Origin of the sequence: Pseudomonas sp. Sample_10 (genome assembly GCF_004321495.1) — a bacterium.
Lineage (GTDB): Bacteria > Pseudomonadota > Gammaproteobacteria > Pseudomonadales > Pseudomonadaceae > Aquipseudomonas.
This window is the reverse complement of the sequence record NZ_RCOE01000064.1, coordinates 17772-37365: the sequence shown is the minus strand read 5'-3', so window position 1 is coordinate 37365 and position 19594 is coordinate 17772. Positions and strand designations below refer to the sequence as shown.

The following is a 19594-nucleotide window of genomic DNA, read 5'->3' as shown; positions in this document are numbered from 1 at the left end:
GCGATGGCAATCTCACGGGCGACGCAGTTTTAAGCGCCGGGAATGAAATGCTTCTGCGCCGTGCCACGGGCAATCAGGCGGGAGATGTAGTCGAGTTTCTGCGCATCCTGGTCGACGAAGCGAAAGGTCAATTGCAACCATTCGCTGTCGGGCTTCTGTTCGTGAGCGACGATGGCATGCAGATAGCCATTGAGACGCGCCGTTTCGGCGTTGTCACCCTGCTCCAGATCGAGCACAGCGCTGTCGAGGACTTGCGGCAGGGTTTCGGCGCGCTTGACCACCAACAACGCTTCCTTGAGGCTCAGGGCCTTGATCACGCATTGCTGGATGCCGTTCGGCAAGCGCAATTGACCCTGGCCACGTCCTCCACCCACGGTGGCCGCTGCTACAGGAGCCTTGACTGGCGGGCTGTTGAGCAAGCCACCCCGCGACGGTGCCGGGGCCGCAGGTGCGGGTGCAACGGCAGCCGGAGCGACCACGGCGGGTTTGCCGCCAGTCAATGCACTGAGCGAGTCATTGCCGAATGCCGGGCTGGTTTTAGTCGCTGCAACGTTGATCAAGGCATCGAGCTTGCCGACCTTGTGCAGCGCCTGCTTGACCTTGGTGATCAGTTGCTCGTTGGTGAACGGTTTGCTGACGTATCCGGACACGCCGGCCTGGATTGCCTGGACCACGTTCTCTTTGTCGCCGCGACTGGTCACCATCACGAACGGCATGCTTTTGAGGCTGTCCTGCTCACGGCACCAGGTCAGCAGTTCCAGGCCGGACATTTCCGGCATTTCCCAGTCGCACAGGACCAGGTCGAACGCTTCCTTCGCCAGCATGGCCTGAGCCTTTTTGCCGTTGACCGCGTCTTCGATTCGCATGCCCGGGAAATAGTTACGCAGGCATTTCTTCACCAGGTCACGAATGAACGAGGCATCGTCCACGACCAACACACTGACCTTACTCATCCATAACCCCTTTAAAAAATCCCGGCAAGCATACCGCTTTGCTGATGGCACATTGCCAAAACCTTCAGTCACGCCGGCACTTTTCGTTCGCGGGTGCTGCTTTTCGAATTCGTCGGCCGCAAACAAAAACGCCCGGCCAAAAGGCCGGGCGCTTTACTTGGGCAACCTTACTTATCGTCAGCTTTGCCCGGAACATTAGCGGTTTCACCGCTTGTTCCTTCAACTTCTTCTTTCATGCGCTTGAGGCCCAGGTGACGCACGTCGGTACCGCGCACCAGGTAAATCACCAGTTCCGAGATATTGCGCGCGTGGTCGCCGATCCGCTCCAGCGAACGCAGCACCCAGATAATGCTCAAGACCCGCGAGATAGAGCGCGGGTCTTCCATCATGTAGGTGGCCAGTTCACGCAGGGCGGTCTTGTATTCGCGGTCGATGATCTTGTCGTACTGCGCTACCGACAACGCCAGGTCGGCGTCGAAACGGGCAAACGCGTCCAGCGCATCACGCACCATGTTGCGCACTTGGTCGCCGATGTGACGAACCTCGACATAACCGCGCGGCGCTTCACCTTCTTCGCACAGCTGAATCGCACGGCGGGCGATCTTGGTCGCTTCGTCGCCGATGCGCTCCAGGTCGATCACCGATTTGGAAATGCTGATGATCAGGCGCAAGTCCGAGGCCGCCGGCTGGCGACGGGCCAGAATGCGCAGGCATTCTTCGTCGATGTTGCGTTCCATCTGGTTGATCTGGTCGTCGATCTCGCGAACCTGCTGGGCCAGGCCAGAGTCGGCCTCGATCAGCGCGGTCACCGCGTCGTTGACCTGCTTCTCGACCAGCCCGCCCATGGCCAGGAGGTGGCTGCGCACTTCCTCGAGCTCAGCGTTGAACTGCGCGGAGATGTGATGGGTAAGGCCTTCTTTACTAATCATGTTGGCGTCCTTGGAGCGTCCGGTAAGGTGCGGTGGGCCGCAGCGTCAGTTCAGTGAGCAACCAACCGCTTGCTAGCCGTAACGACCGGTGATGTAGTCTTCGGTCTGCTTCTTCGCCGGATTGGTGAACAGGGTATCGGTGTCGCCGAATTCCACCAGTTTGCCCATGTACATGAACGCCGTGTAGTCGGAAACCCGCGCGGCCTGTTGCATGTTGTGGGTGACGATAACGATGGTGAACTTCGATTTCAGTTCGTAAATCAGCTCTTCGACTTTCAGCGTCGAGATCGGGTCGAGCGCCGAGCACGGTTCGTCGAGCAACAGCACTTCTGGCTCCACGGCGATGGTGCGCGCAATGACCAGACGTTGCTGCTGACCACCGGACAGGCCCAATGCCGACTCGTGCAGGCGGTCCTTGACCTCGTCCCACAGCGCCGCACCTTTCAACGCCCACTCGACGGCTTCGTCGAGTACGCGCTTCTTGTTGATACCCTGGATACGCAAGCCGTAAACCACGTTCTCGTAGATGGTTTTCGGGAACGGATTCGGCTTCTGGAACACCATGCCGACCCGGCGACGCAGTTCGGCGACGTCTTCGCCCTTGCGGTAGATGTTGTTGCCGTACAGGTTGATCGCGCCCTCGACACGGCAGCCATCGACCAGGTCATTCATGCGGTTGAAGGTCCGCAGCAGCGTGGATTTGCCGCAGCCGGACGGGCCGATGAAGGCGGTCACGCGCTGTTTCGGGATGTTCATGCTGACGTCGAACAAGGCTTGTTTGTCGCCGTAGAACAGGCTCAGGCCCGGCACTTCGATGGCTACGGTTTCCTGCTCGAGGCTCAGGCTCTGTTTGTCGCGACCCAGGGCCGACATGTTGATGCCGTGGGTATGTGCTTCGTGCTGCATGGGAGGCTCCCTGTGCTAACAAATTCGGTTCAATTGGCCGCTGCAGGCATAAAGCCTGGCGGTAGCACCACCCCTGTAGGAGCACAGCTTGCTGGCGATGGCGATTTCGAAAACGCCATCGCGGGCAAGCCTTGCTCCTACAGGGAGCGGCAGTAATCAGCTATCCAGCGCTTTGTATTTTTCGCGCAGGTGGTTACGGATATAGACGGCCGACAGGTTCAACGTCGCGATCACCAGCACCAGCAACAACGCCGTGGCGTATACCAGTGGTCGTGCCGCTTCGACGTTCGGGCTCTGGAAGCCGACGTCATAGATGTGGAAGCCCAGGTGCATGATCTTCTGGTCCAGGTGCAGGTACGGGTAGTTGCCGTCCACCGGCAGCGACGGCGCCAGTTTCACCACACCCACCAGCATCAGCGGCGCCACTTCACCGGCGGCACGGGCCACGGCGAGGATCATGCCGGTCATCATCGCCGGGCTGGCCATCGGCAGCACGATCTTCCACAAGGTTTCAGCCTTTGTCGCGCCGAGGGCCAACGAGCCTTCACGCACGGTGCGAGGAATCCGCGCCAGGCCTTCTTCGGTGGCCACGATCACCACCGGCACCGCCAGCAGTGCCAGGGTCAACGAAGCCCAAAGCAGACCCGGCGTACCGAAGGTTGGCGCCGGCAACGCTTCAGGGAAGAACAAGCGGTCGAGCGAGCCACCCAGTACATAAACGAAGAAGCCCAGACCGAACACGCCGTAGACAATGGCCGGTACACCCGCGAGGTTGTTCACCGCGATGCGGATCACCCGGGTCAGGGTGTTCTGCTTGGCGTATTCGCGCAGGTACACCGCCGCCAGCACGCCGAACGGGGTGACGATCATCGCCATGATCAACGTCATCATCACGGTGCCGAAGATCGCCGGGAAAATCCCGCCTTCGGTGTTCGCTTCACGAGGATCGTCGCTCAGGAATTCCCAGATCTTGCTGAAGTAGAAGCCGATCTTGGTGAGGGTGCCCATGCCATTGGGCTGGTAAGCGTGAACCACCTTGCCCAGACCAATCTCGATTTCCTTGCCGTTGGCATCACGGGCGGTGAGGCTGTCGCGATTGAACTGCGCGTGCAGATCATTCAGGCGCGCTTCAACATCCTGGTAACGGGCGTTCAGCTCAGCGCGTTCGGACTCCATGTCCGCTTGTGCGGTGGCGTCGAGCTTGCCATCGAGTTCCAGTTTGCGGCCGTGCAGACGGATGCGTTCCAGACCGGCGTTGATCGCACCGATGTCGACTTTTTCCAGAGTCTTGAGTTGCGCGGCCAGCTGATTCACGCGGTTGATTCGCGCTTGCAGCTCAGGCCAGGCAGCTTCACCCTCGGCAATGATCTTGCCATCCTGTTTGACGTTGACCAGGTAACCGTAGAAGTTGCCCCATTCACGGCGCTCCAGCGCCATCAATTCGACCGGAGTCTTCTGGTTGGTCAGCCACTCGCCGACGATCCAGGTGAAGTCGGTACCATTCAAGTCACGGTTGCCGACCTTGATCAGCTCGCGGGTCATGAATTCGGGGCCTTCGTCTGGCACCGGCAAACCGGCGCTCTTCAGACGCGCTCGCGGCACTTCTTCCTTCTGTACGATTTCGCCGATCACCAAGTGATTGGCCTGGCCCGGCACGTCGTAGCTGGCGTGCACCAGGTCCGCCGGCCAGAAGTGACCCAGACCGCGCACGGCAATCACTGCCAGCAGGCCAATGGTCATGATGACCGCGATGGACACCGCGCCACCGCTGATCCAGACGCCGGGGGCGCCGCTCTTGAACCATCCTTTCAGGGAGTTCTGTTTCACAGACTTCTACCTTTCTTAAAGCGACGAGTATTTCTTGCGCAGACGCTGACGAATCAGTTCCGCGAGGGTGTTCATGACGAAGGTGAACAACAGCAACACCAGCGCCGAAAGGAACAGCACGCGGTAGTGGCTGCCGCCGACTTCCGACTCGGGCATTTCCACCGCGACGTTGGCGGCCAGGGTGCGCAGGCCTTCGAACAGGTTCATTTCCATGACCGGGGTGTTACCGGTGGCCATCAGCACAATCATGGTTTCACCGACCGCACGGCCCATGCCGATCATCAGCGCCGAGAAGATGCCCGGGCTGGCGGTGAGGATCACCACGCGGGTCATGGTCTGCCAAGGCGTGGCACCGAGGGCCAACGAACCGAGGGTCAAGCCACGCGGCACACTGAACACGGCATCTTCAGCGATGGAGTAGATGTTCGGGATCACCGCAAAGCCCATGGCCAGGCCGACCACCAGTGCGTTGCGCTGGTCGTAGGTAATCCCTAAGTCGTGGGAGATCCACATGCGCATGTCGCCGCCGAAGAACCAGTTCTCCATGAACGGACTCATGTACAGCGACAGCCAGCCCACGAACAGGATCACCGGGATCAACAGCGCACTTTCCCAGCCGTCCGGGACTTTCAGGCGGATCGATTCAGGCAGGCGACTGAAGGCAAAACCCGCCACCAGAATGCCGATCGGTAGCAACATCAACAGGCTGAAGATGCCCGGCAAGTGCCCTTCGACATAGGGTGCGAGGAACAGACCGGCGAAGAAACCGAGGATCACCGTCGGCATCGCTTCCATCAGCTCGATCACCGGCTTGACCTTGCGGCGCATGCCCGGGGCCATGAAGTACGCGGTGTAGATTGCGGCGGCGACGGCCAGCGGCGCTGCCAGCAGCATGGCGTAGAAAGCGGCTTTCAAGGTACCGAAGGTCAGCGGCGACAGGCTCAGTTTCGGTTCGAAGTCCGTGTTGGCGGCGGTCGATTGCCAGACGTATTTAGGCTCGTCGTAGTTCTCGTACCAGACCTTGCTCCACAACGCGCTCCACGACACTTCCGGGTGCGGGTTATCGAGCAGCAACGGTTGCAGCTTGCCGCCGGCTTCCACGATGACGCGGTTGGCCCGCGGCGACAGACCGAACAGGCCCTCGCCTTCAACCACCTGGTCAACCAGCAAGGTGCGGTGCGCGGTGCTGTGGAACACGCCGAGCTTGCCGGAGGCGTCGAGGGCGACGAAGCCCTTGCGGCGCTCTTCGGCGGTGATTTCAACGATCGGCGTGGTGCCCATCTGGAAGGTGCGGATCTGCTTCAGGCGCTGTTCGCCATCCGGGTCGCGGGCCATGAACCACTGGGCCAGGCCACCTTTGGAATCGCCAAGAATCAGCGAGATACCACCGACCAGCTGCGTACTGGCGGTGATTTCAGCGTCGCCGTTTTCCAGCAATTTGTAGCGACCGTTCAGGCTCTTGTCGCGCAGGCTGAATACGTCGGCCTGGGCACGACCGTTGATCACGTATAACCACTGCTGACGCGGGTCGACGAAGATGTTCTTCACCGGTTCGGTCATTTGCGGCAAATCGATGCGCGTCTGCTCGTTGGTGATTTCACCGGTCATCATGTTTTCTTCGCTGGTCAGCGACAAAACATTGAGTTGCGAACCGGTGGAACCCACCAGCATCAGGGTCGAATCAGTCGCGTTGAGGCTGACGTGCTCCAGCACACCGCCCGCTTCGTTCACCGCGATCGGCGCTTCGCCATACGGATACTCGATGGCTGGCGAGATGGTTTTCTTGCCGTCCGGATAGCTGACCTTGTACGTGTGACGGAACACCAGGGCCTGACCATTGGACAGGCCTACCGCCACCAGCGGGTGACCTGGCTGGTCTTTACCGATGGAGGTCACGCTAGTACCGGCCGGAACAGGCAAATCGACGCGCTTGAGTTCGGCGCCACTGTCGATATCGAAGAACAATGCCTGGCCTTTGTCGGAAACCCGCATGGCCACCTGGTTCTGCTCTTCCAGGGAAAACATCAACGGCTTGCCGGCGTCTTGCATCCAGGCCGGCGTGATCACGTCCTTGGACGTCAGGCTGGCACCCTGGAACAGGGGCGCAACGACGTAGGCGAGGAAGAAGAAAATCAGGGTGATGGCTGCCAGCACAGCCAGGCCGCCGATCAGGACGTACCAGCGCGTGAAGCGATCTTTGAGCGCGCGAATGCGGCGCTTGCGTTGCAACTCAGGCGTATTGAAATCAATTCGCTTGGGGGGATTAGTAGTCATGTTGGAATTGGCCAGATCATTCATTCGCACACCCTAGCGATCCTGTATGACAGAAAGATGACAGTGCAGTGACGCGACAAATCCGCCGCCCGGTGGAACCGGCAGCGGAGCGAGAATTTGGGGGGTGTAGGAGCCGGCTTGCTGGCGAAAAATGGTGCATCCGACACATCTTCTGCGGATGGATGACCATCGCCAGCAAGCCGGCTCCTACACAGGCCAGGGTTACCCCGGGCCTAGGGTTTTACTTCTTTGCTACGCTGCTACCTTCTTGCAAACCCAGGTCAGCCAGTGCTTTTGCAGCAACCTTGGCTGGCAGAGGGATGTAACCGTCCTTCACCACTACTTCCTGGCCCTGTTTGGACAGAACCAGTTTTACGAACTCGGCTTCCAGCGGGGCCAGAGGCTTGTTCGGGGCCTTGTTGACATACACGTAGAGGAAACGCGAAAGCGGGTACTTGCCATTCAGGGCGTTTTCTTCGGTGTCTTCGATGAATTCCCCGCCATCTTTCTTGGCCAGGGCAACGGTTTTCACGCTGGCGGTCTTGTAGCCAATGCCCGAATAACCGACGCCGTTCAGCGAGCTGCTGATCGACTGCACAACCGAAGCCGAACCTGGCTGTTCGTTGACGTTTGGCTTGAAGTCGCCTTTGCACAGGGCCTCTTCCTTGAAGTAGCCGTAGGTGCCGGATACCGAGTTGCGGCCGAACAGTTGTACCGGCTTGTTGGCCAGGTCACCGGTCACCCCCAGGTCACCCCAGGTTTTAACGTCGCTTTTAGCGCCGCACAGACGGGTCGAGGAGAAAATGGCATCGACCTGAGCCATGGTCAGGCCTTTGATCGGGTTGTCCTTGTGCACGAACACGGCCAAGGCATCCACAGCCACCGGAATAGCGGTTGGCTTGTAACCGTATTTGGTTTCGAAGGCTTGCAGTTCGTTATCCTTCATCTTGCGGCTCATCGGGCCCAGGTTAGCGGTGCCTTCAGTCAGCGCAGGTGGCGCGGTAGACGAACCGGCGGCCTGAATCTGGATGTTTACGTTCGGGTATTCTTTCTTGTAGTTCTCAGCCCAGAGGGTCATGAGGTTGGCCAGGGTATCGGAGCCGACGCTGGACAGGTTGCCCGACACACCAGTGGTCTTGGTGTAGCTCGGGATAGCAGGGTCAACAGCGGCAACCGCGTTGGCAGTCGCAACGCCAGCAGAGACAAAAGTCATTGCCGCCATCAAACGCTTCAGTTTCATGCCTTACTCCTAGCAGATAGGGTGTGTTAAGTCGGGGCCAAGTATCAGCAGGCCGTGTGAACACTCTATGGCTGAAATATGACAATTGGATGAAAGGCCAGTATTGGGCTTCTAGATCGTTCCCGCGCTCCGCGTGGGAATGCATCTCGGGACGCTCTGCGTCCCACTCAAAAGCGGACGCAGAGCGTGGGAACGATCGGTTACAAGCCGGCTCCTGCACAGGACTGGAGCCGGCTTGCTGGCGATGAGGCCAGAACTAACGCCCCTTCTTCCAGAGATACGCACCCACCACAATCCCCACCCCGCACAGCACCGCCACATAATAGGCAGGCCCCATCGCACTCTCCTTGAGCAACAGGCTGACGATCATCGGCGTCAAACCACCGAAAATCGCGTAAGCCACGTTGTAGGAAAACGACAAACCGCTGAAACGAACCACCGGCGGGAACGCCTTGACCATCACGTACGGCACCGCACCGATGGTGCCGACCAGCAGGCCGGTCAGCGCATACAACGGGAACAACCAGTCAGGATGATCGACCAGGCTGTGATAGAAGGTCCAGGAACTGGCCAGCAATGCGGTGCAGCCAAAGACGAAGACCCGCCCCGCTCCAAAGCGATCGGCCAATGCGCCGGCAATGATGCAGCCAACGCTCAGGAACACGATCGCCAGACTGTTCGCCTGCAGGGAGGTGGTCGGCGCGAAGTGGTAGACCGTCTGCAGCACGGTCGGAGTCATCAGGATCAAGACCACGATGGCGGCGGACAGCAGCCAGGTCAGCAGCATCGAAATGGCGATGGCGCCGCGATGGTCACGCAACACCGCACGCAACGGCACTTCTTCGGCCAGGGCCTTGCGTTGTTGCAGTTCGGCAAACACCGGGGTTTCGTGCAGCCAGCGGCGCAGGTACACCGAGAACAGGCCGAACACGCCGCCCAGCAGGAACGGAATCCGCCAGGCGTAATCCGCCACTTCCCCCGGGGTGTAGAGACTGTTGATCGCCGTAGCGACCAGAGAACCCAAGAGAATGCCAGCCGTCAGGCCACTGGTCAGGGTCCCGCAGGCGTAGCCGATATGTTTTTGCGGCACGTGTTCGGAAACGAATACCCAGGCGCCAGGCACTTCACCACCAATCGCCGCGCCCTGGATGACCCGCATCAGCAGCAGCAGAATCGGCGCCCACATGCCGATCTGCGCGTAAGTCGGCAGCAGGCCCATGATCAGGGTCGGCACGGCCATCATGAAAATGCTCAGGGTGAACATCTTCTTGCGCCCCAGCAGATCGCCGAAGTGCGCCATCACGATGCCACCCAGCGGCCGCGCCAGATACCCGGCAGCAAAAATGCCGAAGGTCTGCATCAAACGCAGCCATTCAGGCATGTCCGCCGGGAAGAACAGCTTGCCCACCACCGTCGCGAAGAACACGAAAATAATGAAATCGTAAAATTCCAGCGCCCCGCCCAGGGCTGACAACGAAAGTGTCTTGTAGTCGTTGCGGGTCAGCGGACGTGCGGATTGGGATGGCTGCGCGATACTCGAGGGCGCTGTAGTCATGGCAAGGGCTTCTCTTATAGTCAGGTCTGCCGCCCCAACAACGCTGGCAAGGCTCGGGCAGGACCGGCACGATAGCAAATTGTTCGAAAAAGCACATAGAGGTGCGTAATTGACGGTCAAAATGAGAACCGGACGGTCGTCTCGGAGTCTACCGACCGATATACTCGCAACTGTGCAACGGCTTGCAAGGGTTGCTGTGCGAAAGCGCCTTCAGGGTCATAGGCGATTTCGCAGAGTTTCCCTTTAGGCGCCTTATGGAAAACGTGACGAACGTAGTATGTTCGGTGCTGAATCGTTTTTCCCGAAGACGGCTACCACCAGCAGCACCAACGAAGAGTCACGGGTCAGAGGCACCCCCGGCATGATAGAGCTCGAACAAGAAGATCCGATCCCGCAAGGCGACCTGGCCTTGCAAATCACCGCACTTCCCCGCGAAACCAACGGCTTTGGCGATATTTTTGGCGGCTGGCTGGTGGCGCAGATGGATTTGGCCGGCACCGCGATGGCCAGCAAGGTGGCTGGCGGGCGCGTCGCCACAGTCGCCATCGACCGCATGGCGTTTCTGGTACCCGTGGCGGTGGGCGCCCAGCTCTCCTTCTATACCCAGGCACTGGAAATCGGCCGCAGCTCGATCCAGATGATGGTCGAGGTCTGGAGCGACGATCCGCTCTCCAGCGAATGGCGCAAAGTCACTGAGGCGGTATTCGTGTTCGTTGCCATCGATGGCAGCGGCCGCACCCGCTCGGTTCCGCCCAGAGCTCGCTAAAAAACCGGGAAGCGTTAAACCCGACGACCGATTCACGGTCCATTGCAGTCCTGTTACCGATCGAGAGCTGTCCCATGAACACGCCCAACGTTGAAGCCGTCAAACTGGATGAACTGAACTGCTGGCGCATCCGTCACGGCCAGGCCGAATTACTGGTGGCCCAGCAAGGCGCGCACATCCTCAGTTATCAACTGGCGGGGCAGCCGCCGCTGATCTGGCTCAACGATGAGGCGGTGTTCAAGACGGGCAAAAGCATTCGCGCCGGCGTGCCAGTGTGCTGGCCGTGGTTCGGTAACTTCGAGCGCAATCCGCAGAGCGTGAAGGCGATGCGCGTGAGCGACGAGGCGCCAACGGCTCATGGCCTGGTGCGAGCAATGGACTGGGAATTGGGCGGCATCGAGGCCGAAGGCGAAAGCCTGAAAATCGAATTCCTCCTGCCCCGCCCCGAAGGTGGATTGCCAGGCTGGCCACATCGGGTGAACCTGAAGCTGAGCATTCGCCTGGACGAGCAACTGCACATCAGCCTGACCAGCCACAACGTGGGCGATGAAACCGTCACCATCAGCCAGGCCCTGCACAGTTATTTCGCCGTCAGCGATGTGCGCAATGTGCAAGTCGAAGGCGTGGACGGCTTGAGCTACATCGAAACCCTGGAAGACTGGGCAACCCGGCAACAGTCCGGCGACCTGCGCTTTACCGGCGAAACCGACCGCATCTACCTCGACACCCCGCCATTGCTGAGCATCGTCGACCCGGCCTGGGAACGACGTATCGAACTGAGCAGTACCGGCTCGCGCACGGCGGTGATCTGGAACCCGTGGACCGAGCGCGCCGCGGCGTTCAGCGACATGGCCGACGATGGCTGGCAACGCATGTTGTGCATCGAAACGGCGAACGTGATGGGTGATGTGGTGAGCCTGGCGCCGGGTGCCAGCCATTCCCTGGGCGTGAGCATCAGCAGCAAACCGCTCTAGGCAACATCGCAATAAAAAATGTGGGAGCCAGCCTGCTGGCGATGGCGTGGTGTCAGTCAACTTGTAAGTATCTGACAGACCGCTATCGCCAGCAGGCTGGCTCCCACAGTGGTTTCGGGTTGCTGTTAGAGATCGGCCTCTTTCACCACTCTGACTTTTGACGCATCCAGCGCATAGGCCGCATCCGCCAGGTCATTGCTGACCTTCTCGACTTTCAGCGTGCCGGTGACCCACAGCGGCGTGTAGATATCATTGAGCTTCAAGCCCTTGGGATAGCGCACCAGCACCAATTGATTGGGTGGCGGAGGCGGCACATGAATGCAGGCGCCCGGGTATGGCACAAGGAAAAACAGCGTGCTGTTGCCCTTGGCGTCGGACTCCAGCGGCACCGGATAACCACCAAGGCGGATGTTCTTGTCGTTCATCGACGCTACGGTTTTGGTCGAGTACATCACCGCCGGCAAGCCTTTGCTCTGCTTCATGCCACCCTTTTCGGTAAAGGTGCCATTGGCTTCGGGGGAGTCGTGGTCGATTTCAGGCATGGCCTCGAGGGCTTTCTGATCCGATTTGGGCATCAGTTCGAGCCAGTCGGTTTCCGGCAGTTCGCCGGCGTGGGCGAGGCCCGCACCCATTAAAACAACAGCAAGCAGAAGACGTCGCATGGAAATGCTCGGCAAGGAAAGGAAATCGCCGAGCATTCTAGTCCTCCCGGACTGCGCAGCCGAGAGGACTTTGTCGCTTGAATCAGTTCTTTTTGATCAGGCCGTAGATCACCAGCAACACCACCGCGCCCACCAGCGCACCGATGAAACCGGCAGCTTCGCCCGCCTGGTAAATGCCCAACGCCTGGCCGCCATAAGTAGCCGCCAGCGAACCGCCGATACCGAGCAGGATGGTCATGATCCAGCCCATGCTGTCATCGCCCGGCTTCAGGAACCGCGCCAGCAGGCCGACGATCAAGCCGATAAAGATGGTTCCGATAATTCCCATGGCATTTCCCTCTGATTGATTGGCTTTAGCCTAGCCAGACTTTGGCATCCTGCCATGAGAGAACGGCGGCACCGCAATGGTTCCGCCGCTGCCACGTGAAACTGTTTATTCGGCGATGAGCGCTTCGACTTTGAGGATCTGTGCAGCCAGCGTTTCACGGTCTGCACAACGCAGATTGGCGTGGCCAACCTTGCGGCCGACCTTGAATGCCTTGCCGTAGTGATGCAGATGGCAATCGGCGATGGCCAGGACTTTCTCGGTCTCAGGCACTTGGCCAATGAAGTTGAGCATGGCGCTCTCGCCGACCTTGGCCGTCGAACCCAGCGGCAGACCGGCAACGGCCCGCAAGTGGTTTTCGAACTGACTGCATTCGGCGCCTTCGGTGGTCCAGTGCCCGGAGTTGTGCACCCGCGGGGCGATTTCGTTGGCCTTGAGGCCACCGTCGACCTCAAAGAATTCGAATGCCATCACGCCGACATAATTCAGCTGCTTGAGTACGCGACTGGAGTAGTCTTCGGCCAAGGCTTGCAACGGGTGATCGGTGCTGGCCACGGACAGCTTGAGGATGCCGCTGTCGTGGGTGTTGTGCACCAGCGGATAAAAACGGGTTTCACCATCGCGGGCACGTACGGCGATCAGTGAGACCTCACCAGTGAACGGCACGAAACCTTCCAGCAGGCAAGCCACGCTGCCCAGCTCGGCGAACGTGCCCACCACGTCTTCAGGGGTGCGCAGGACTTTCTGGCCCTTGCCGTCGTAGCCCAGGGTGCGGGTTTTCAGTACCGCCGGCAGACCGATGGAAGCCACGGCGGCGTCCAGGTCAGCCTGGGACTGAATGTCGGCGAATGCCGGGGTTGGAATGCCCAGGTCCTTGAACATGCTCTTTTCGAACCAGCGATCGCGAGCAATGCGCAGGGCTTCGGCACTCGGATAGACCGGAACGAATTGCGACAGGAACGCGACGGTTTCCGCCGGTACGCTTTCGAATTCGAAGGTCACCAGATCGACTTCATCGGCCAACTGGCGCAGGTGATCCTGATCGCCGTAATCGGCCCGCAGGTGTTCGCCCAATGCTGCCGCGCAAGCGTCCGGCGCCGGGTCGAGGAAAGCGAAGTTCATTCCCAGCGGAGTGCCCGCCAGCGCCAACATGCGACCCAACTGGCCGCCACCGATTACACCGATCTTCATCGTCAACAACCTCAGGCGATGCGTGGGTCTGGATTTTCCAGGACGCTGTCTGTCTGCTCAGCACGGAAGGTTTTCAGCACTTCATGGAACTGCGGGTGCTTGGCGCCCAGGATACTTGCCGACAACAGCGCAGCGTTGATCGCGCCAGCCTTGCCGATGGCCAGGGTGGCAACCGGAATACCGGCAGGCATCTGCACGATGGAGAGCAGCGAATCGACGCCCGAGAGCATCGCCGACTGCACCGGCACGCCCAGCACCGGCAGGTGGGTCTTGGCTGCACACATGCCAGGCAAGTGGGCCGCGCCACCGGCACCGGCGATGATCACCTCGATGCCACGCGCCTCGGCTTCTTCAGCGTACTGGAACAGCAGATCCGGGGTGCGGTGGGCAGAAACCACCTTCACCTCATAAGGAATGCCGAGCTTTTCCAGCATATCGGCGGTGTGGCTAAGGGTGGACCAATCGGACTTGGAGCCCATGATCACGCCAACCAATGCACTCATCGTCGTGCCTCTTCTCTCTGGGCGCCCGCAGGCGCATCAAAAAACAACAAGCCACGCAGAATGCGTGGCTTGATTGTACGAATTATGGCCGGTCGTAACCGGCCGAAGGCCGCGCAGTATACCGCAATACGGCAGATAAACAGCCCCCGATACGACCAAGTGTCGCTGGAGTGGTTTTGCTCGCAACAACCGATTTTATTGACTTGAAAGTCAGAGCGAATAGCCCCTCGATCATTTTTCTTAGAACTGGACTTCCACACTGTTCGAAACATAACTATGCGATACAAGCTAACTTAAAAGTCATATTAATGTTCGCGGATGACATTAAATCTTCCAAATAAATATCCAATTATCCCGAGCGTATAAATATGCAAATACTCTACACACTTTTCACCACTTTGCTTTTTACTTCAATTATCAATCAAACCGCTTCGGCCACCGTCGTAAAAGACGAAACGCCCTGGCCGATTGCACAACCTGAAACTCCAAGTATGCGCAGCAGTATACCCGTGGAAAAAAGACCAATATTCGTATTTGCTTTTGTCCACGATGATGTACCGGAAGATAAGATCCCTTCCCTCTATCCCGATCACTTCGCGCCGGTCATCAGAGAACTGAGAACTACAACGGGACGTGATGTTTCGGTCATATTTGTACGCAACACCCCGCCTTACACGAACTACTCCTACAAGGGCGAAACTCAGGCCTCCTATGATGGATGGAGAGATCTGGGTACAGCCTACCGTGATGCAAAAAATCTCCCTACAGGCAGAACCACAAAATTTATGTTGCTTACCAATGATGGAATGACCAACAACGTATTTGGCCTTGCAGGGGTGGGACAACAATTTGCACTCGCGGCATTAAACCACAAACAAATTGTTGGACATGAACTTGGTCATATGCTCGATGCACAACATGAGCTCGCCGAAGTCAGATATAACGGATGGTGGTGCGAGACTTTCATGGCAGCCAAAGTCAATACGCTACTCTCCAACTGCTATGTATACACTGATCCAAATCGTGAGCGCATCAGAAGTTATCTGCGTGATGCTCCATGAGCGTCTCGCCATTTCAAGTATTGGCAGCGACGCCGCCTTCCAGTTTGCGCCACAACAACCGCACGTTGGCCTTGCGTACCAAAGCACAACGATACAAGCGAATCTCCAGAGGTACGTGCCACTGCGCCCCCCCGCAGACCACCAGTTCACCGCGCGCCAATTCGGCGCGCACACTGAGCTGCGGCACCCAGGCAATGCCCAGCCCTTCCAGCGCCATGCTCTTGAGGCTGTCGGCCATGGCGGTTTCGTAGATCGTGGTGAATCGCAGCTGGCGCTGGCGCAACAGACCGTTGACTGAACGCCCGAGGAACGCACCGGCACTGTAGGCCAGCAGCGGCACGCTGGCCTCGCCTTCCAGATCGAACAACGGCTTGCCATCGGCATCTGCGGCGCACACCGGAAGCATTTCGGTCTGGCCAAGGTGCAGCGAGGGGAAGATTTCCGGATCCATCTGCATCGCCGCGTCCGGGTCGTAGAACGCCAGCATCAAGTCGCAGCCGCCTTCACGCAAGGCATGCACCGCATCGCCGACGTTGGTTGCGACCAGTCGCGTGGCAATATTCAAACCTTCGTTGCGCAACTGCGCGATCCAGCGCGGGAAAAAACCCAGCGCTAATGAGTGGGCAGCCGCGACCTGCATCACTTCCCCCTGCCCGCCTTCCAGATGGTGCAGGTGGCGCAGCACTTCGCCGAGCTGTTCGACCACGGTGCGCGCGGTGACCAGAAACAGTTGCCCCGCCGCCGTCAGCTCCACGGGTGTGCGCGAGCGATTGACCAGGGTCAGCCCCAATGCCGCTTCGAGGCTGCGGATGCGCCGGCTGAAGGCAGGCTGGGTCACGAAGCGCCGTTCCGCGGCCTGGGAAAAGCTGCGGGTGGCCGCCAGAGCACTGAAGTCCTCCAGCCATTTACTTTCCAGATTCATCACGTCCTCCCGGACACGCACCAATTTAGGTCACACGCTCGCCGCGAACGCGACGTCACATCGGCATTATGCCGAATATGCATAGGGCAGTGTTTAACAGCATTGGCCCAAAATGCTCCACAAGCCTAGCATTTGCAGTGTTCCGGCACAGACCGGGTTAATATCGAGATGATTTCTATCATGTCTTCCGCTGCATCATTCCGCACAGAAAACGACCTGCTTGGCGCCCTCGAAGTACCGGCTCATGCGTATTACGGCATCCAGACACTGCGGGCGGTGAACAACTTCCGTCTCTCCGGTGTGCCGATTTCGCATTACCCGAAACTGGTTGTGGGTCTGGCAATGGTCAAACAGGCCGCTGCAGACGCCAACCGTGAGCTGGGCCACTTGAGCGAAGCCAAGCACGCGGCCATCAGCGAAGCCTGTGCTCGACTGATCCGCGGTGATTTCCACGAAGAATTCGTGGTCGACATGATTCAAGGTGGCGCCGGTACTTCCACCAACATGAACGCCAACGAAGTGATCGCCAACATTGCTCTGGAAGCGATGGGTCACGAGAAAGGCGAATACCAATACCTGCACCCGAACGACGACGTCAACATGGCGCAGTCGACCAACGACGCTTACCCGACCGCGATCCGCCTGGGTCTGCTGTTGGGTCACGATGCGCTGCTGGCCAGCCTCGACAGCCTGATTCAGGCATTCGCGGCCAAAGGTGAAGAATTCAACCACGTACTGAAGATGGGTCGTACCCAGCTGCAAGACGCTGTGCCGATGACCCTGGGTCAAGAGTTCCGTGCTTTCGCCACCACCATGGGCGAAGACCTGGCCCGTCTCAAGACGCTGGCCCCGGAACTGCTGACTGAAGTGAACCTGGGCGGCACCGCGATCGGTACCGGCATCAACGCCGACCCACGCTATCAGGCCCTGGCTGTGCAGCGCCTGGCCCTGATCAGCGGTCAGCCACTGGTACCCGCCGCCGACCTGATCGAAGCCACCTCCGACATGGGTGCCTTCGTACTGTTCTCCGGCATGCTCAAGCGCACCGCGGTCAAGCTGTCGAAGATCTGCAACGACTTGCGCCTGCTGTCCAGCGGCCCACGCACCGGCATCAATGAAATCAACCTGCCGGCGCGTCAGCCAGGCAGCTCGATCATGCCCGGCAAGGTCAACCCGGTGATCCCGGAAGCCGTGAACCAGGTCGCGTTCCAGGTCATCGGTAACGACTTGGCGCTGACCATGGCAGCCGAAGGCGGCCAGCTGCAACTGAACGTGATGGAGCCGCTGATCGCTTTCAAGATCCTCGATTCGATCCGCCTGCTGCAACGCGCCATGGACATGCTGCGCGAGCACTGCATCGTCGGCATCACCGCCAACGAAGCACGCTGCCGTGAACTGGTCGAACACTCGATCGGCCTGGTCACCGCACTGAACCCGTACATCGGCTACAAAAACGCCACCCGCATCGCCCGTATCGCCCTCGAAAGCGGCCGTGGCGTGCTGGAACTGGTGCGCGAAGAAGGTCTGCTCGACGAAGCCATGCTCGCCGACATCCTGCGCCCGGAAAACATGATTGCTCCGCGCCTGGTTCCGCTTAAAGCCTGAACCGACGCGTTACCTGTAGCACCGCTCACCAGGTCGAGGGACTAGACACCTCTCACCTTTTGAGGGCTTGGAGATCACTCTCCCGGCCCTTTTTTTTGATTTTTTTACAGCTGTAGGAGCAAGGCTTGCCCGCGATGGCGTTCTCACAATCGCCATCGCGGGCAAGCCTTGCGCCTGCAATTGCGTGCTTGCACCACAACCGTGCAGACGGACGGCACTGTCATCGGTATAGTGCCGCCCCTCTTCGCGTGAGCGGTCGTCGGTAGCGAGACCACAACCCATGCGAAACCCGAACTAATAACAAACCCGCGATATGAAACCGGGACGAACATCGACCCGTCTGTTGTGCCGAGCGCCAACTGATGTAACTCGATGTGTCTGTCCGGCCAGCATTGTTGCCTACACAAAAAACAGCGAGGAATAATCCATGCTCGAAGTCATCAACGACTTCCTCTCAGGGAAAGTACTGATCGTGCTCATTGTCGGGCTCGGTAGCTACTTCACGATCCGCTCGCGTTTCGTTCAATTGCGTCATTTCTTCCACATGTTCGCGGTGTTCCGCGACAGCCTCAAAAGCAGCGCCGGGCAACTCAGTTCGTTCCAGGCCCTGATGCTCAGCCTCGCCGGCCGCGTCGGTGCGGGCAACATTGCCGGTGTCGGTATCGCCGTGACACTCGGTGGCCCAGGCGCGGTGTTCTGGATGTGGGTGACCGCACTGGTCGGCATGTCCAGCAGCTTCTTCGAATGCTCCCTGGGCCAGCTCTACAAGCGCTGCGACTCGGAAGGTCAGTTCCGTGGCGGCCCGTCCTATTACATCCAGCACGGTCTGCAAAAACGCTGGCTCGGCATGTTGATGGCTTTTCTGTTGCTGGTGACCTTCGGGTTCGCCTTCAACGGCTTGCAAGCCCACGCCGTGACTCACTCGCTGAACAACGCATTCGGCCTCGACACGACTTACACCGGCCTCGGTCTGGCCGTGCTGCTGGGCCTGGTGTTCATCGGCGGGATCAAGCGCATCGCCAAGGTCGCCGACCTGCTGGTGCCGGTGAAAACCCTGGTCTACATCGGCGTGACCATTTACGTGATCGTGCTGCAATTCGACCAGGTGCCGGGCATGCTGATGACCATCGTCAAGAGCGCCTTCGGTCTGGACCAGGCCTTTGGTGGACTGGTGGGCAGCGCCATTATCATGGGCGTCAAACGCGGCGTGTTCGCCAACGAAGCGGGCCTGGGCAGTGCGCCTAACGTGGCAGCGGTGGCAGCGGTCGAGCACCCGGTGGCGCAAGGCGTGGTTCAAGCGTTCAGTGTGTTCCTCGATACCTTCGTGATCTGCACCTGTACGGCGTTGCTGATCCTGCTCTCGGGCTTCTACACCCCGGGCTTCGAAGGCGACGGCATTGCCCTGACCCAGAACTCCCTGGCAGCAGTGGTCGGTGACTGGGGCCGGATGTTCATTTCCGTGGCGCTGGCGTTGTTCGTGTTCACCTCGATCCTCTACAACTACTACCTGGGCGAAAACAACCTGCGCTTTTTGATCGGTGAAAACCGCAAGGCGTTGATGGGTTATCGAGCGCTGGTACTGGTGCTGATTTTCTGGGGCGCCATCGAAAACCTCGGCACCGTGTTCGCCTTCGCCGACATCACCATGACCCTGCTCGCTTTCGTCAACCTGATCGCGCTGGCCCTGTTGTTCAAGGTCGGCATGCGCATCCTGCGTGACTACGATGACCAGCGCGCCGCCGGGATCAAGACGCCGGTGTTCGATTCGAGCAAGTTCCCGGATCTGGATCTGGATCGTCAGGCCTGGCCGGCGAATCCACCGGCCGCCGTTCAGAACCAGGCTGAGCCGCAAGGTGTGACCGCAGCGCAACGCTGATCGGTTAAAGTGCGAAATCCCCTGT

17 protein-coding genes are annotated in these 19594 nt (G+C 59.3%); 5 read left to right on the top strand and 12 right to left on the bottom strand.

The features are described from left to right. Positions 1-29 precede the first annotated feature (29 nt). From D8U18_RS06400 to D8U18_RS06370, 7 genes are all read right to left on the bottom strand, one after another. A complete protein-coding gene (locus tag D8U18_RS06400; protein ID WP_130908148.1) occupies positions 30-953 on the bottom strand; it encodes a response regulator in 924 nt (307 codons plus the stop codon). Positions 954-1120: 167 nt separating this feature from the next. Continuing rightward, complete coding sequence (gene phoU / locus D8U18_RS06395; protein ID WP_008150055.1) at positions 1121-1882, bottom strand: phosphate signaling complex protein PhoU; 762 nt, start codon at positions 1880-1882, stop codon at positions 1121-1123. Positions 1883-1954: 72 nt separating this feature from the next. Further along, complete coding sequence (gene pstB, locus D8U18_RS06390) at positions 1955-2788, bottom strand: phosphate ABC transporter ATP-binding protein PstB (protein ID WP_020797931.1); 834 nt, start codon at positions 2786-2788, stop codon at positions 1955-1957. 156 nt (positions 2789-2944) lie between these two features. Beyond that, on the bottom strand, positions 2945-4615 hold the full coding sequence (gene pstA, locus D8U18_RS06385) for a phosphate ABC transporter permease PstA (RefSeq protein ID WP_056854347.1): 1671 nt from the start codon (positions 4613-4615) through the stop codon (positions 2945-2947). Positions 4616-4630: 15 nt separating this feature from the next. Next, the gene (locus D8U18_RS06380; protein ID WP_130908149.1) at positions 4631-6913 is read right to left on the bottom strand and encodes an ABC transporter permease subunit; all 2283 of its coding nucleotides are present in this window, start codon (positions 6911-6913) and stop codon (positions 4631-4633) included. A gap of 217 nt (positions 6914-7130) precedes the next feature. Then, a complete protein-coding gene (locus D8U18_RS06375) occupies positions 7131-8129 on the bottom strand; it encodes a phosphate ABC transporter substrate-binding protein PstS (RefSeq protein ID WP_131107298.1) in 999 nt (332 codons plus the stop codon). Positions 8130-8385: 256 nt separating this feature from the next. Beyond that, positions 8386-9684 (bottom strand): MFS transporter, encoded by a 1299-nt coding sequence (locus tag D8U18_RS06370; RefSeq protein WP_130903510.1) that lies wholly within the window; start codon positions 9682-9684, stop codon positions 8386-8388. Positions 9685-10045: 361 nt separating this feature from the next. Between D8U18_RS06370 and D8U18_RS06365 the strand changes: the two genes are divergently transcribed. Both D8U18_RS06365 and D8U18_RS06360 read left to right on the top strand, forming a co-directional pair. Beyond that, positions 10046-10450, top strand: a complete 405-nt coding sequence (locus tag D8U18_RS06365) for an acyl-CoA thioesterase (protein ID WP_007896491.1) — start codon at positions 10046-10048, stop codon at positions 10448-10450. A 74-nt stretch (positions 10451-10524) separates the two neighbouring features. Next, a complete protein-coding gene (locus D8U18_RS06360; RefSeq protein WP_131107297.1) occupies positions 10525-11424 on the top strand; it encodes a D-hexose-6-phosphate mutarotase in 900 nt (299 codons plus the stop codon). A 125-nt stretch (positions 11425-11549) separates the two neighbouring features. On the opposite strand, the gene D8U18_RS06355 is transcribed toward D8U18_RS06360, so the two are convergent. The 4 genes from D8U18_RS06355 to purE form a co-directional block, all read right to left on the bottom strand. Next, positions 11550-12086: a DUF3299 domain-containing protein gene (locus D8U18_RS06355; protein ID WP_056854381.1), complete on the bottom strand. Its 537-nt coding sequence runs from the start codon at positions 12084-12086 to the stop codon at positions 11550-11552. An 82-nt stretch (positions 12087-12168) separates the two neighbouring features. Beyond that, the gene (locus tag D8U18_RS06350; protein WP_056854342.1) at positions 12169-12414 is read right to left on the bottom strand and encodes a GlsB/YeaQ/YmgE family stress response membrane protein; all 246 of its coding nucleotides are present in this window, start codon (positions 12412-12414) and stop codon (positions 12169-12171) included. Between the two features lie 105 nt (positions 12415-12519). Further along, a complete protein-coding gene (locus D8U18_RS06345; protein ID WP_056854341.1) occupies positions 12520-13602 on the bottom strand; it encodes a 5-(carboxyamino)imidazole ribonucleotide synthase in 1083 nt (360 codons plus the stop codon). 11 nt (positions 13603-13613) lie between these two features. Next, positions 13614-14105 carry a 5-(carboxyamino)imidazole ribonucleotide mutase gene (gene purE, locus D8U18_RS06340; protein ID WP_034149342.1) on the bottom strand — a complete coding sequence of 164 codons (492 nt, stop codon included), beginning with the start codon at positions 14103-14105 and terminating at the stop codon, positions 13614-13616. 368 nt (positions 14106-14473) lie between these two features. Between purE and D8U18_RS06335 the strand changes: the two genes are divergently transcribed. Next, the gene (locus tag D8U18_RS06335) at positions 14474-15166 is read left to right on the top strand and encodes a hypothetical protein (RefSeq protein ID WP_130903508.1); all 693 of its coding nucleotides are present in this window, start codon (positions 14474-14476) and stop codon (positions 15164-15166) included. Between the two features lie 13 nt (positions 15167-15179). Here D8U18_RS06335 and D8U18_RS06330 read toward each other — a convergent pair whose 3' ends face one another. Next, positions 15180-16088: a LysR substrate-binding domain-containing protein gene (locus D8U18_RS06330; RefSeq protein WP_130931069.1), complete on the bottom strand. Its 909-nt coding sequence runs from the start codon at positions 16086-16088 to the stop codon at positions 15180-15182. A 180-nt stretch (positions 16089-16268) separates the two neighbouring features. Here D8U18_RS06330 and aspA point away from each other — a divergent pair, with 180 nt between their 5' ends. Both aspA and D8U18_RS06320 read left to right on the top strand, forming a co-directional pair. Then, positions 16269-17693: an aspartate ammonia-lyase gene (aspA, locus tag D8U18_RS06325; protein WP_130903507.1), complete on the top strand. Its 1425-nt coding sequence runs from the start codon at positions 16269-16271 to the stop codon at positions 17691-17693. 427 nt (positions 17694-18120) lie between these two features. After that, positions 18121-19569: an alanine/glycine:cation symporter family protein gene (locus tag D8U18_RS06320; RefSeq protein WP_056854338.1), complete on the top strand. Its 1449-nt coding sequence runs from the start codon at positions 18121-18123 to the stop codon at positions 19567-19569. Positions 19570-19594: the final 25 nt, after the last annotated feature.